This is a genomic window from Sphingobium sp. RSMS, assembly GCF_005406185.4.
Taxonomy (GTDB): domain Bacteria; phylum Pseudomonadota; class Alphaproteobacteria; order Sphingomonadales; family Sphingomonadaceae; genus Sphingobium; species Sphingobium fuliginis.
Genome location: NZ_CM191258.1, coordinates 654,704 through 667,787, shown reverse-complemented (window position 1 = coordinate 667,787; position 13,084 = coordinate 654,704). Strand labels below are relative to the sequence as shown.

Annotated in this window: 9 protein-coding genes; 5 read left to right on the top strand and 4 right to left on the bottom strand. The window is 63.6% G+C overall.

Translation table 11 applies throughout. The annotated features are described in order from the left end of the window. Positions 1–9: 9 nt before the first annotated feature. On the top strand, positions 10–2,499 hold the full coding sequence (locus tag EGM87_RS21040) for a fimbria/pilus outer membrane usher protein (RefSeq protein ID WP_137708897.1): 2,490 nt from the start codon (positions 10–12) through the stop codon (positions 2,497–2,499). Between the two features lie 2 nt (positions 2,500–2,501). Then, positions 2,502–3,380, top strand: coding sequence for a hypothetical protein (locus EGM87_RS21035; protein WP_037482525.1), 879 nt, complete (start codon positions 2,502–2,504; stop codon positions 3,378–3,380). A gap of 27 nt (positions 3,381–3,407) precedes the next feature. Here the strand turns inward: EGM87_RS21035 and EGM87_RS21030 are convergent, their stop codons facing one another. The 3 genes from EGM87_RS21030 to EGM87_RS21020 all read right to left on the bottom strand — a co-directional run bounded on the left by EGM87_RS21030 (position 3,408) and on the right by EGM87_RS21020 (position 7,736). Then, on the bottom strand, positions 3,408–3,890 hold the full coding sequence (locus tag EGM87_RS21030) for a hypothetical protein (protein ID WP_130030061.1): 483 nt from the start codon (positions 3,888–3,890) through the stop codon (positions 3,408–3,410). 230 nt (positions 3,891–4,120) lie between these two features. Further along, positions 4,121–5,380 (bottom strand): spinster family MFS transporter, encoded by a 1,260-nt coding sequence (locus tag EGM87_RS21025; protein WP_044661139.1) that lies wholly within the window; start codon positions 5,378–5,380, stop codon positions 4,121–4,123. Between the two features lie 22 nt (positions 5,381–5,402). Beyond that, positions 5,403–7,736: a TonB-dependent receptor gene (locus EGM87_RS21020; protein WP_025549209.1), complete on the bottom strand. Its 2,334-nt coding sequence runs from the start codon at positions 7,734–7,736 to the stop codon at positions 5,403–5,405. 158 nt (positions 7,737–7,894) lie between these two features. On the opposite strand from EGM87_RS21020, the gene EGM87_RS21015 reads away from it, so the two are divergent. The 3 genes from EGM87_RS21015 to EGM87_RS21005 all read left to right on the top strand — a co-directional run bounded on the left by EGM87_RS21015 (position 7,895) and on the right by EGM87_RS21005 (position 12,578). After that, positions 7,895–8,530 (top strand): TetR/AcrR family transcriptional regulator, encoded by a 636-nt coding sequence (locus EGM87_RS21015; RefSeq protein WP_025549208.1) that lies wholly within the window; start codon positions 7,895–7,897, stop codon positions 8,528–8,530. A gap of 236 nt (positions 8,531–8,766) precedes the next feature. Then, positions 8,767–11,865, top strand: coding sequence for a TonB-dependent receptor plug domain-containing protein (locus EGM87_RS21010; protein ID WP_025549207.1), 3,099 nt, complete (start codon positions 8,767–8,769; stop codon positions 11,863–11,865). A 149-nt stretch (positions 11,866–12,014) separates the two neighbouring features. After that, the gene (locus EGM87_RS21005) at positions 12,015–12,578 is read left to right on the top strand and encodes a CC0125/CC1285 family lipoprotein (RefSeq protein ID WP_161942146.1); all 564 of its coding nucleotides are present in this window, start codon (positions 12,015–12,017) and stop codon (positions 12,576–12,578) included. A gap of 63 nt (positions 12,579–12,641) precedes the next feature. Here EGM87_RS21005 and EGM87_RS21000 read toward each other — a convergent pair whose 3' ends face one another. After that, positions 12,642–12,992 carry a glycine zipper 2TM domain-containing protein gene (locus EGM87_RS21000; protein WP_025551033.1) on the bottom strand — a complete coding sequence of 117 codons (351 nt, stop codon included), beginning with the start codon at positions 12,990–12,992 and terminating at the stop codon, positions 12,642–12,644. Between the last annotated feature and the right edge of the window lie 92 nt (positions 12,993–13,084).

Sequence of the window (13,084 nt, the reverse complement as noted above, 5' to 3'; positions counted from 1 at the left end):
GGGGGCAGGGTGAAACATCTACTCTTCAGCGTCGCCACAGGCGCATTGGTCGCATCGTCGACTATCGCGCTGGCGCAGGCGGCCGGGCAGCCAAGCGCAGGCGCGCAGCCCCCGGCTGCACCCGCACCGCCGGGTTCCGCGCCGCGCCCTGCGGACAAGGGCCTTCAGATGACCCTGCCCCTTTTGCGGCAGGGCAATGTCTATGGTGACGTCTCTGCGACGGTCTATATGGACGGCACAGTTCTTTTCGACCGCCAGTCCCTGATCGAGCATATCGCACCCCTGCTGTCGGAAAGCGGACGGATCAAATTCGCCGCCGTCTTGCCCGGCACGCCTTCCGTGTCGGTCGCGGACGCGGAAAGAGCGGGCGTCACCCTCATCTACGATTCGTCCGAATTGCAGGTGCGCGTGGATCGCATCGACGGGACCATGGTCGCTGCCCAGGCCTTGGGGGAGGCCGTGCGTTTCTCGCTCCCCGCGACGACGCTGGAGCCGGAGATGTTCAGCGCCTATCTGAACATGATCGGGGACATGCGGGTTACGGATTTCCGCGACTTCGAAAAGCCCGCGATGATCCTGCAGGGCGCCATGCGCTATCGCGGCGTCGTTCTGGAGTTCGACGGCGGTTACGACCAGGCGCTGACGGGCGGAGGCGGCTTCTACCGGCGTCAGGCGCGGCTGGTCTATGACGAATATCAGAAGCAGCGGCGCTGGACGGCGGGCGACCTTCAGCTCAACGGCCTGTCGATCACTTCCGGCACGCTGCTGGGCGGCATCGCTGTCGAAAAGGGCAGGCGGACCTTCACTGGCAGCACGCCGCTCGTCCAGCTTGGCGGGCAACAGGTTCTGCTGGACCGCGATTCGACCGTCGATGTGATCGTCGACGGCCAGCAGGTGGAGCGGTTCCAGCTCAATTCGGGCACTTACGACCTCTCCCGGCTCCAGGCCCAATATGGCGGCCGCAATGCCCAGCTGTATGTCACCGATGTCAGCGGGCGGCGGCAGATCACATCCTTCGACTCCTATTTCAACCCGTCCGATCTGGTGGCGGGCGAAACCGAATATGGCGCCGCACTCGGCTTCGTGCCGACCGACTTCCGCGCTCAGCCGATCTATGGTCATTCTCCCGCGCTGTCGGCCTATTATCGCCGGGGCATCAGCAACCGGCTGCTGCTCGGCGGCGCGGTGCAGGCGGGGGATGATGTGCAATTGGGCGCAATCGAGATAATTTCCACGCCGCGCACCATCCCTGGCCGCTTCGAATTCTCCAGCGCCATCAGCACGGGGCGGGGCACCGGCTATTCGCTGCGCGGCGCCTATTCGCTGCAATTCGGCTATGGCATCCAGGGCAAGCAATTGTCCGTCAGCGCCGATTATCGCAGCAGGAATTTCTCGACCCTGTCCGACGCCATCGGTTTCGGGCGCTTCCGAACCTTCACGCTGACCGCCAATTACGGCCAGCAACTCAGCGAGCGCACCAGCCTGGTCGTCGGCGGCAACTGGTTCGAGCGGGAGGGGTTGAGGGGAACCAAGCTCGCCTTCGTCGATGTCATGCACCGGGCGTCTCGCTTCCGGCTGACCGGTGGCGTGGAATATGGCAAGGACGTGTTCGGACGCAGTTTCGGCGCGCGCATCGCGCTGGTCGTGCCCTTCGGCCAGAAGACGCGGGCGGAGGCAGGTTATAACAGCCGCCGGGACGATGCGCGTCTCACCCTGACGCGCAGCTATGACGATACGGTCGGGTCCTTCGGGTACGACATCGCGGCGCGCAATTCGGACGGCATGGCTTCGGTCGACGGGTCGGCGACCTATATCGGCAACCGCTTCTATTCGCGCTTCACTACCATCTCTTCGGGCAATGGTTTCTCGCGCATCGACGACCGGCAGGACAGCCGCCTTCAGATCGGTACCTCGATCGCCATGGCGGGGAACAGCATCGCCGTCGGGCGGCCGGTTTCCGACAGCTTCCTTGTCGCGAAGGCGCATGAGGCGCTCAAGGACAAGCAGGTCGTGGTGGGACAGTCGGTGGACGACGGCAAGGTGGAGGCGCAAAGCGGCACCTGGGGTCCGGCCATGGACGGGCGGCTCAACAGCTATAACCGTCAGAGCATTCAATATGACCTGAAGAACGGGACGGAGGGCTATGACATCGGCACGGGCGTGCACACCGTCAATCCGCCCTATAAGAGCGGTTACAAGCTTGTCGTCGGCAGCGACGCCAACATCAGCGCCTACGGCTTCCTCTATTATCAGGGGGAGAAGGTCAGCCTGCTGGGCGGCACCATTTCGGCGGTGGACGATCCGGACTTCGAGCCGCAACCCTTCTTCACCAATTCGGCCGGCCGTTTCGCCACGCAGGGCCTTCGTCCCGGCAAGAGCTATCGCGTGGAACTGCGCAATCCGGACATGATGTTCACGATTCATGTCCCCGCCGACACAAAATCCTTGCTACAACTGGGCGATGTGACGGCCCGCCCCGCCACCGGGACACAGGAGTGAATATGATGCGCCGATTTTGCCGCTGCCTGGGTTTCGCATCGCTCGTCATGCCGGCCCATGCCTGGGCGGAATGCCAGCCCTCCTTCATCGAGGGGCCTCGCGAGGTCCGCCTTGCCGCCGGCGACGGCATGGACCAGCGGCAGTTGACCGAACCTTTCCGCATCATGATACGCAATGACGGCGACAGTGAATGCCGCCTGCGGCTTCGGGTGACGCGGGATCTGGGCGCATCCGACGCCTCTTTCCCCAACTACACACTGAACGGCCCGGGCGGAAACATCGCCGTGACCTCCGCCTCGCCTGCGGATGTATCCAGCGGTGGCGGCGTCGTCATTCTGCAGCCGCATGCGCGCAGCCCGGTCGGCTATACCGTCAACGTGCCGGTGAACTGGGGCATGCGAAGCGGCGATTATCGCCAGCAGCTGATCTTTGCCCTGTCGGAAGACATCGGCAACACGCCGCTGGATACGGCGCAGGTTCGGTTGAAGCTGGAAATTCCGGCGACGGCGCGCATTCGCTTCGCCGGCGTCGGCGGGGAAGGGGGAGCGGCCCGGATCGACCTGGGCGAACTGTCCACCACCATGCCTACGGTGTCGCAGCCCTTTGCGGTGCGCGTGCTCAGCACATCCGGCTATCAGCTACGTTTCGCATCGCAATATGGCGGAATGCTTCGGCGGACCGATGGGCCGGACGTCATTCCCTACCGGCTGTTCGTGGATGGCCGCGCCTTCAACATGGCGACCGGCGATCAGATCAATGTCGGTGAGCATACCGGGTCGCAGGGCGACGTGCATGCGGTTTCCATCACCGTCGATCCGGACCCGACCTGGCATGCCGGCAAATATACCGACCGGGTGACCGTCGCCGTTACGCCGATCTGATTGCGGGGTTGCCCGGTCCCGGCCGGATCAGAAATAAGTGATGGTGAGATTGATCGCCAACGGCGATTGAAGCGCACTATATTGCACGCCGATCGGGCGCATGCCGAATTTGGCGCCGACACGGTTGGCAACCGGCGTCCAGCCCGATGCATTGAGCTGACGCGAAAGCCCGGCATAGCTGAACCGCACCTGCTCGTTCGGCGCCAGTTCGCGATAGGAAGCGACAACCTGAAAGCCGTCCGCACTGTTGCAAAGCTCCATCACGCTTCCCGACTGAAAGCCCGCACCCTCGCTTAGCTGAACGGGATCGCTGTCGATCTCGCAATAGGCCGGAACCACGGCCCTGACAGCGAAGGATCCCTTCGCGGTCTCGGCCGCGGTGGCGGGGTTGGCCAGCAGCAATGCCGACGAAAAGATGGTGGACGCAGCGCATAGTCGAACGAATGTCATATCCGGCCCTTTCGGTTGCCGTTCGTCTAACATCCGCGAATTAAGGAATGCTTGATGCATTATCCTTAACGAACCGTCTCCGACGGGCCGAAATATGGCCGAAATCGGCTGAACGAAGAGGGGAAGGGTTTGGAGACGTTCCCGCTCTCGCGTTCAGCCGAGCGAAAAGCGGGGAAGTATCCGGATTTCGCCAACGCAGTGTATCACTTCGGTTCCGGCAGTTCATCAGTCAAAAATGTAAACCATCCGTTACGGACTTTCGACCTTTTGGGTGATGCCCGATGGAGGGGCTATGCGCTGATCCAGTCCCTGCGCAGCGCCTTGCCCGCGAGCGCCATGAACAGTCCGGCCAGCAGGTAAAAGCCCAGCGCCGCGACGATCGCATAGCGCAGGGCTTCGTGGCCGAATTGCGGCGTCAGCGCATCCGACAGCGCGCCGACGCTCCAGCTGCCAAGGCCCAGGCCCACCAGATTGTTGATCAGCAGGAAGGTTGCCGATGCGCTCGCACGCATATGGGCGGGCACCAGATGCTGGACGGCGGTCAGCACCGGGCCCAGCCAGACATAGACCAGCGCCTGCGGGATTAGGAACAGGCAGAAGGCGAAGGCCACGCTGTCCGACAGCACGCCGATGACGAACAGCGGCATGCCGACGATATAGCTGGCGGCGGGAACCCAGGCATAGGCGGCCCTGTCGCGTCCGCCGAGCCGATCCCCCAGCCAGCCGCCCAGCAATACGCCCGCCACGCCGCCGGCCAGCAGCAGTGCGCCGAGAAACTGTCCCGCACCCATCAGATCGAGGCCGAAGCTGCGCATCAAAAGGCTGGGGAGCCAGAAGGCGACGCCATAGCCGCAAAGCGACGAGCAGGCCGCGCCCAGGGCAAGCAGCCAGAAGCTGCGCTTGGCCGCCAATATGCCGAAGACGGCGGAAACCGGTATAGCATCGGCCTGCATGTCGGGGCGAGCCGGCTCCCGGACGGTGAGGCGGAAGATGGGCGCGATGATCAGGCCGGCCAGGCCGACGACAATGAAGGCCGTGCGCCATTCGACCGTCTGCGCGATATAGCCGCCCAGCAGCACGCCGCCCGCCGAGCCGAGCGGAATGCCGAGCGAGTAGATGGAAAGGGCGCGGGCGCGCTGGCCTTGCGGGAAATAGTCGGAGACGACGGCATAGGATGGCGCGACGCCGCCTGCTTCCCCCACGCCGACCCCGATGCGGAACAGGAACATCTGCGCGAAACTGCCCGCCATGCCGCACAGCGCGGTGAAGCCGCTCCAGACCGCAAGGCTGGCGGTGATGACCCATGTGCGGCTGGTGCGGTCCGCCAGCAGCGCCAGCGGGATCGCCAGCGTCGAATAGAGCAGGGCGAAGGCGATGCCGCCCAGCGCGCCGAGCTGCGCGTCGCTAAGGCCCAGTTCCGCCTTGATCGGCCCGGCGAGGATACCAAGGATCTGCCGGTCGAGGAAGTTGAAGGTATAGACCAGCAGCAGCATGGCGAGGACGATCGCGCGATAGCCTTTGCCTGCCGTTTCCTGCGCGCGTCCGGTCATGCTGCCGCTGGTCCCTTGCAAATTAGAAGCGGAAGCCCGCCGTGATCGTCCAGGTGCGCGGGTCGCCATAATAGACAGTCTGGATGTTGCCCACGCTGGAAAATTCCTGCCCGTCGGTCTTGTACAATTCCTTGAAGGCATTCTTCACCGCGCCGCGCAGATAATATTTGCCCTCCGCGAAATCGGCCTGAACATAGGCGTTGGCGATGGTATAGCCGTCTTCCTGAAGGCCGGGGCGGTTGTCCACCGACAGCCACTGCTTGTCCACGAAGCGCATGTCCCCGCCCAAGGTCAGCGACGCGCTGCCCAAGGGAATGCTGTAGTCCGCCGCCAGCCGCACCGTCATGGGCGGCGCGAAGGGGGGCTTGCAGGTGATGGCGTTGCCGGTCGGATTGCAGGAGAAGGCGGGCGCGCGGCGGCCGTCGTTGAACTCCTTGTAATCGGCGTTGAGATAGCCGACAGAAGCCGCGACGTTCAGGTTGCGCATGGGTTTTACCGAAGCCTCGAACTCGACGCCCCAGATGCGCAGCTTGCCTGCGTTCACGACGGGGAAGGAGCCGCCCGCGATGCCGGTGGTGCCGCCGCCGACACGGGCCTGGAAGTCCTTGTAGTCGGAGTAGAAGGCGGCCGCGGACAGATTGACCCGCCCGCCCAGGAAGCTGCCCTTGGCGCCCGTCTCATAGCTCCAGACCGTCTCCGGCTTGAAATAGGGGATGATGGTGGTGACGCCGTCCACCACCTGCGTCACGTCGCCCAGCCCGTTGACGCGGCCGTTGAAGCCGCCCGACTTGAAGCCCTTGGAAACGGTCGCGTAGAGCAGCGTCTCGCGCGTCGGCTTGTAGGATAGGGTCGCCATCGGCGTCCACGCGTCGAAATCGACATGGTCTAGGTCATTATAGGGCGCCGGCAGGCTGCCGGGGAAGAGGAAGGGCGCTGTCTGCGCGCCGGCGAGCACCGTATAGGTGGACCGGTTATACTCCTTGCGTTCCTTCGTGTAGCGCAGGCCTGCCGTGATCGAGAGCTTCCGGGTCAGATCATAGGTCATCTGGCCGAAGGCGGCGTAGCTCTTCACATTCTGGTGATCGTCGATGAAGCGGGTGAAGGTCAGCGGCAGGATAAGGCCGGGAGCGGCCTGAAGCTGAAGATAATTGTCGTCATAGCTTTCCTGATGGGACCGGATCGTCTCATTCAGATAATAGAGCCCGAACACGCCCGACAACGGGCCGCTGTCATATTTGAGCTGCAGTTCCTGGCTGAACTGCTTCTGATGCACGCCGACGAAGGCGTCCGCCACTTCCAGTTCGGTGGCGTCGAAATCGATGTAATAATCCGGGCGCAGCTTGCGATAGCCGGTGATGGAGGTCAGCGTCACCGCGTCGTTCAGTTCGACATTGGCGGTGAAGGACAGGCCCCAATGGTCGAGCCGCTGGCCCTGGCCCGGCGCCAGGCTGGTCGACGCCTTGTAATCATATTTGCCATAGGGATAGGCGGGCTTCACCACCGGCACCCCGATCACCTGGAAGGCGGAATTGTAGAGCACGTTGGTGAGCGGCGCGGTGGCATAGCCCAGTGTCGGCGCCGTCCGCTGGCGGGTATAGTCGCCCGACAGGATCAGTTCCACCCGGTCGCTGGGTGTGGCGCGCAAAATGGCGCGGCCGGCCTTGGTGTCGCGATCATTATATTTGCGGCCGGTCAGAGGATCGGTGACAGTGCCGGCGCGCTTGTCATAGACGCCCGCGATGCTGAGGGCGAGCTTGTCCTGCACCAGCGGCGCGGAGACATAGCCGTTCGCCAGCCAGGTGTCGTAACTGCCATAGGTCAGGCTGCCCATTGCCTTGAAGTCGGTGGTGCTGGGCTTGCGGCTGACGATGTTGACCGCGCCGCCAATGGTGTTCTTGCCATAGAGCGTGCCCTGCGGGCCGCGCAGCACCTCCACCCGCTCGACGTCGAACAGGTTCACCAGCGCGCCCTGGATGCGGCTGAAATAGACGCCGTCGACATAGGTGCCGACTGCCGGATCGAAGGTCTGGAGCGCGTCGGGCTGGCCGATGCCGCGGATGAAGAAGTTGGAATTGGAGGTGGAGCCGCGTCCCTGCACCAGATTGACGTTCGGCACCGCCCCCTGAATGCCCGACATGTCGTTCGCCTGGAGCCGGGCGATGCTTTCCGACGAGATGGCGGTGACGGACACCGGCACGTCGAGGATATTCTCCTCCCGCCGGCGAGCGGTGACGATGATCTCGCTGCCGCTGTCGAATGCGGGCGTTTCATTTTGCGCGATGGCTGGAAGCGAAACGGCGCCGCCCCATGCTGCGGAGGCGAGCGCGGCGATACGCAGGGAATGGCGAGCCTTCATGGACGGTTCCTCTCCTGAAATACGCCCGGAAATCCGGGTCGCGGGACTGTTCCTGCGATTCGATAATGAAAGTTGAACCAACTTTCAACTTGAAATAAGGACGCATGACGGGAACAGGCCGGATGCGGCAAAAAGATCACGGATGGGGAGGATGACGGATGACGGATTTGCTGGGCGAAAAGGACAAGACGCCGCGCACCGCCCGCGGGGAAAGAACCCGCCGGGCGCTGTTGTCGGCGGCGGCCGAGGAGTTCGGGGAAAAGGGCTTCCACGAAGGGTCGATCAGCGGCATCACCCGGCGGGCAGGCTGCGCGCTGGGCAGCTTCTACACTTATTTCGACAGCAAGGACGACATCTTCCGCGCGCTGGTCGCGGATATGTCCGGACAGGTGCGGGACTATGTCGGGCCGCGCATCGCGCAGGCCCGCGACGGGATCGATGCCGAACGGCTGGGGCTGCTGAGCTTTCTGGAGTTCGCGCGGAGCCACAAGGAAATCTACCGCATCATCGATGAGGCGGAGTTCGTCGACCAGGCGGCCTATCGCACCCATTATGAGAGCACGGCGTCTCGGATATTGGTCCGGTTGCGCGAGGCGGCGGCGCGCGGGGAAGTCTCCGGCGAGCCGGATGAAATCCATGCCTGGGCGATCATGGGCATGAACGTGTTCCTGGGCCTGCGCTTTGGCGTTTGGGACGACAGCCGCCCCGTTCAGGAGGTGGCCGCGATCGCCAACGCGCTGATCGAGCGCGGAATCGGAAGCGGCGGCAGGGATGGAAATCCTGACAACGCCTGACGGCCAATCTCCATGAGTCCTGGAGGCATTCCACCCATGATCTCATCCGAATTTGCGCGAGATCATCCGGAATAGCCTTAAATTGTAGCAATTGAGCAACTATCTTCTTCCTACCGCAGTCGATCCTAATCCAGGTTGCATTCCAGCCAGCGTCCCTCAACCCCGATCGCGCGTTCAGCGGCAGCGCCGATCTTACTGCGGTTCGGCGCGACTTCTTCCTGTGAGGGGATCGAGCAATGCGAACCAATTCGGCTATCATCCACCGCGCCCTCTGCAATAGCTCTGCACTGACGGCCTGTCTGGCGAGCCTCAGCCTGATCGCCCCGGCGGCGGCGCAAAGCAGCACTGCGCAGCAGTCCGACACGCAGACCGCGCCCGGACAGGCCCCGGCCCCCACGACCAACTCCGCCGAACCGAGCGAGGGCGACACGATCGTCGTGACCGGGTCCATCCTGCGCACGACGACGGCAGCGACGCCATCGCCCATCACCGTCGTCAATGCCGAGACGCTGGAACAGCGCGGCATCAACACCACGCAGGAGGCGGTGCAGCGGCTGGCGTCGAACAACGGCCCCGCGCTCACCAACTCCTTTTCCGCCAATGGGGCCTTTGCCGCCGGCGCATCGGCGGTGTCGCTCCGTGGCCTCAGCACCAACTCGACGCTGGTCCTGTTCGACGGCCTGCGCGCGGCCTATTATCCGCTGGCGGACGATGCGACGCGCAATTTCGTCGACCTCAACACCATTCCCGACGACATCGTCGACCGGATCGAAGTGCTGCGCGACGGCGCGTCCTCCACCTATGGCGCGGACGCGATCGCGGGTGTCGTGAACGTCATCACGAAGAAGCAGATCACGGGCATATCCGGCCGGGCGGAAGCGGGCATCAGCCAGCGGGGCGACGGCGCCAATCACCGGCTCAGCCTGACGGCGGGCTGGGGCGATCTCGATGATCAGGGATTCAACGTCTATATCAGCGGTTTCTACTTCGATCAGGCGGCGCTCTATAACCGCGACCGGCGCTATCCCTATAATTCGCAGAACCAGTCGGGCATCTGCCGCGACGGCGTGTGCGGACCGTCCATCGGGCCGAATGGAGGATCGATCAATCCTTCGACAGGCGGCTATTCCGGTTTTTCGACCACCACCGACGCCAGCCTGTTCGCCACCACCTTCTTCGTGGCGCCGGCCGGTCCGGACAATGCCGCCGAAACCGGCCGCTACCAGTTCCTCAACCCCGCCGCCGGCTGCATCGCCGGGGAGACGCCTTATACGCTGACCCCACAGGAATTCGCGGCGGACGCGCGTGCGCCCGGAACCGTATGCCAGGGCGATCTCGTCAATCAATATGGCGTCATCTCTCCCAATATCGAAAGATGGGGCGGTTCCTTTCGGGCGACGGGACGGATCACCGACGACATAGAGGCCTATTTCCAGGCGAATTTCCTTCAGAGCAATGTGAGCTTCACCGGCCTGCCCGCCAGCATCCGCCGCAACGGCCCGGCCGGCATCAACTTTCCCCGCTTCAGCACGGCGGCCGCCGCTGGCGGCGCCAATTCCGTCGGTTCGCTTGTCCTTGCCCTGCCGGTCTATGTCTGCCCGCTGATCAATAACTTGCCCGATCCCAATTGCACCGCCGCCAATCCGGCTGCCCGGCTCAATCCGAACAATCCTTTCGCGGCGCAGGGGCAGGTGGCGCGCATATTGGGGCGCATACCCAATATCCAGGAATATAATGAGACCCGCAGCCGCACCTATCGCGCCGCTCTGGGCGTTACGGGCAAGTTGTGGGACGACTGGGACTTCGCGGTGAATGGCGTCGCAATGCGCACCGACCTGCGGCGGACGCAGAACGGTTATATCTATATCCAGAATCTTCTGAACGTGATTGCCGACGGCAGCTATGATTTCGTCAACCCTTATGCCAATAGTCAGGCGACGCTCGATTATCTGTCGCCAGACAATGTGACGGATGCCAATTCCCAGCTTTATGCCGTGGAGGCGACGCTCAGCGGCAATCTGTTCGACCTGCCAGGGGGACCGATGCAGATCGGCGGCGGGCTTTCGCTGCGCTATGAATCCATCGATGCGCCAAGCGCCAATTCGGACGTCAACGGGCCGACGCAGCGTTATTTCGTCCTCAACGCCTTCGGCACCAAGGGCCACCGGACGGTCCGTTCGGCCTTTGTCGAGCTGAATGCGCCGGTGCTGGAGTCGCTCGAGATCAACGCTTCGGGCCGCTATGACGATTATTCGAGCGGACAGCACGCCTTCTCTCCGAAGGTCGGGGCGAAGTTCACGCCGATCCGCCAGGTCGCGCTTCGCGGCACCTGGTCACGCGGCTTCCGCATCCCCAGCTTCGCGGAGGCCAACGCCATTCCGACGACCGGCTTCGTCACGGCCGCTCAATCGCTGTACAACGACGCCTTCCTGTCGCAATATGGCTGTTCCCTGGCGACCTTCAACAGCTGTCCGGCCTATATCAGCAGCGCCAGCTATGGCCAGACCACGCTGGCCAGCCCCGACCTGAAACCGGAACGGTCGACCAGCTTCACCGCCGGCATCGTCGTGGAGCCGATCCGGAACATTTCCCTCAGCATCGACTATTTCAACATCAAGAAGACCGGCGCGATCACCACGCCCAGCAACCGCCCGGCGCTACTCGCTTATTATGCGGGCCAGGTGGTGCCATCCGGCTATAATATCATCGCGGATGCGCCCGCGCCCGACTTTCCCGGCGCGACGCCGCGCGTGGCCTTCGTGCAGTCGCAGCTTATCAACGCCAACACCATCCGTTCGGAAGGACTGGACTTCGCCGCGAGGGCGCAGATCGACCTCGGCCCGGACATTCGCTTCACCTCGGCGCTGGAGGCGAGCTATATCATCAATCTCAGCACGACATTTCCGGACGGCACGACGGAATCCTATGAAGGAACGGCCGGCAACTTCAACCTGACCGCCGGATCGGGCACGCCGGAATGGCACGGCAACTGGCAGAATACGCTGGAATGGGGGAAATGGACGGTCAGCGCGACAGCCGAATATTTTGGCGGCTATAATCTTTCCGCCGCCGACCAGGGGACGGAGCCGGGCGATTGCGGCCTGCTTTCCGCGCCTTTCGTGAAGTGCGACGTGCCTGCCTATATCACGGTCGACCTGACGACCAGCTTCAAGGCGTCGGATCGCTTCACCTTCTACATCAATATACTCAACCTGTTCGACGATCTGCCGCCGATCGACCCCGTCACCTACGGCGCGAACAACTATAATCCGGTCCAGGGTGGACTGGGAATATTCGGGCGCTCCTTCCGGGCCGGCGCGCGGTTCACCTTCTGAGAGTTTGGGAGGACCGGAGGAGGAATTCTCCGGTCCGGGCCCGGCATCTTCATATCCGCCCCCTGCGATCATTCAGCTTTGCCCAGCCTGCGGCACCCCAATCCATGGTTGCGCGTTGATCCGGTACGAAGAAAAGCAGCGAGGATGCCATGATGAAAATCGGAAAGAAATGGATGCTTGCAACGGGCCTCATGCTTGCGCTTGGCGCCTGCACGACGGCAACCCCCTATCAGCCGGCCGGGCAGAGCCGCGCTGCCCCCGGCGGCTATGCCGACGAGCAGATCGAGGCGAATCGCTTTCGCGTGACCTTTTCCGGCAACAGCATGACATCGCGGGAGACGGTGGAGCGCTATCTGCTCTACCGCGCCGCGGAACTGACGCGCCAGCGCGGCTATGACTGGTTCGTCATGGCCGACCGCAATACCGAGAGGCGCAGCCGGACCTATGTCGACCGGCCGTTCGCGCCGGGCGCCTTCGGCTATTGGGGCCCATCCTGGCGCTATTATGGGCGCGGCTTCGGTTGGCGGAGCTGGGATCCCTATTGGGGCGATCCCTTCTGGGACAGCCGGATCGATGTGCGCACCGTGGACCGCTATGAGGCCAGTGCAGAAATCGTGATGGGCAGGGGCCGCAAGCCCGCAGATAATGTCCGCGCCTTCAGCGCCGAAGAAGTGATGACGAATCTGGGCCCCAATATCGTCCGGCCCAACTGACCGCAGGCGGAATAAAAAAGGGGCGGCAGCGCCATGGCGCTGCCGCCCCTTCTACGATCCGGCTTAGCAGCTGGAGTTGCGATCGATGGCGCGGCCCGCAAGTGCGCCGGCGCCCGCGCCGATGATCGTGCCGGGAGCCCGGTCGCCGCGGGTATCGACCGCGCGGCCCAGCAGCGCGCCCGCGACGCCGCCCAGCAGCAGGCCGGTCGTGCCGCCCGACTTGCGGCAGCGATAGCCGCGGTCGTCGCGATAGGAACGGTAGTCGCGATAGTCGCGGCGGTCGGAATAGCGAACCCGCTCGTGGCGATCATGGCGGTGCCAGCCGCCGTCGCGGGCGAAGGAAGTGGCCGGAACCGCCGCAGAAAGGGTCGCGGCAGCGGCAGCGATGGCGAGCATGGTCTTGCGAATGGTCATGACTGGTCTCCTCTTACCTCGTCGTTGACCGCCTTATTCCATGCCGCACATGCGCCAATCCTGAACCGGCTTGTTATCAATGGTTAAGCTGG

Coding starts and splice junctions, on each gene's coding strand:
- EGM87_RS21035 (WP_037482525.1), top strand. CDS start 2,502: ATGATGCGCCGATTTTGCCGCTGCCTGGGTTTCGCATCGCTCGTCATG.
- EGM87_RS21030 (WP_130030061.1), bottom strand. CDS start 3,890: ATGCATCAAGCATTCCTTAATTCGCGGATGTTAGACGAACGGCAACCG.
- EGM87_RS21025 (WP_044661139.1), bottom strand. CDS start 5,380: ATGACCGGACGCGCGCAGGAAACGGCAGGCAAAGGCTATCGCGCGATC.
- EGM87_RS21020 (WP_025549209.1), bottom strand. CDS start 7,736: ATGAAGGCTCGCCATTCCCTGCGTATCGCCGCGCTCGCCTCCGCAGCA.
- EGM87_RS21015 (WP_025549208.1), top strand. CDS start 7,895: ATGACGGATTTGCTGGGCGAAAAGGACAAGACGCCGCGCACCGCCCGC.
- EGM87_RS21010 (WP_025549207.1), top strand. CDS start 8,767: ATGCGAACCAATTCGGCTATCATCCACCGCGCCCTCTGCAATAGCTCT.
- EGM87_RS21005 (WP_161942146.1), top strand. CDS start 12,015: ATGATGAAAATCGGAAAGAAATGGATGCTTGCAACGGGCCTCATGCTT.
- EGM87_RS21000 (WP_025551033.1), bottom strand. CDS start 12,992: ATGACCATTCGCAAGACCATGCTCGCCATCGCTGCCGCTGCCGCGACC.